At 44.1% G+C, this 785-nt stretch carries 1 protein-coding gene; it reads right to left on the bottom strand.

Annotation, left to right across the window (positions count from 1 at the left end):
• The coding region (locus EHS11_RS18940) for a hypothetical protein (protein ID WP_135765961.1) at window positions 1–761 on the bottom strand (761 nt) is incomplete at its 3' end.
• Window positions 762–785 lie beyond the last annotated feature (24 nt).

The following is a 785-nucleotide window of genomic DNA, read 5'->3' as shown; positions in this document are numbered from 1 at the left end:
GCTTCCAGGCTCGCTTTTGTTTTCTCTAAAGAAGCTATTTCTTTCTTAATGGCGTTCTTTTCCGCTGTTGTTAAACTTGAGTCTTTTAATTTAGCGTTAAGATCTGCCTTTAAGCCAGTAAATGAGTCCGTTAAATCTTTAATTTTTGCTTCTCTTCTTGTTCTATCGATAGTCAAATTTTGACTTTCATCTCCCATATGAGTTTGAGTTAAATTATTCAAAGTATTTAATGCTTCGTTCCTATTAAAAGGTGGCTTCACTGGCTCAGGCGCATCCGGTGTATTTTTAATTGGACTAGTATCAGCTCCCATCTCAGGAGCATCAGCAGGATGAGAATTATCATCCTCGCCATCCTCTCTTCTCCTGGCTGGAACATCAACCACCTGTCCCCGAACCGGTGGCGTAGATCCGTTACTTGCTCCTCCACCTAATCCCATATAAGCGAGAGCTCCCCCAAAGAATGTCCCCACACTCGCAAGTGCGGCAATCGCCAATGTCTCCGGATTGACCTCTCCATTGATCCGATCCAGTGCCGCCTCTCTCTGATCACGACTCATCGCAGCTATCTCCGCATCTGTTTTTCCGGAATCCCTTAGCTGTTTATACTCAGCGGCAGCGTTAATTTCTCCTAATATACGATTCCTTTCTGTAGGAGACAAACTGTCCGGGTCAGAAATTCCCGCTGCCTTTAATACTTCATCCTGTTGTAATTTATTTCCTCTGTCTTGCGCCAAATTGATGTTCTGTTCCGACCAGTTCATCTCATCCATCTGGAAACCATTAGG

The sequence above is a fragment of the Leptospira ilyithenensis genome (genome assembly GCF_004771005.1).
In the GTDB taxonomy this organism is placed as follows: domain Bacteria; phylum Spirochaetota; class Leptospiria; order Leptospirales; family Leptospiraceae; genus Leptospira_A; species Leptospira_A ilyithenensis.
This window is presented reverse-complemented; position numbering and strand designations above follow the sequence as displayed.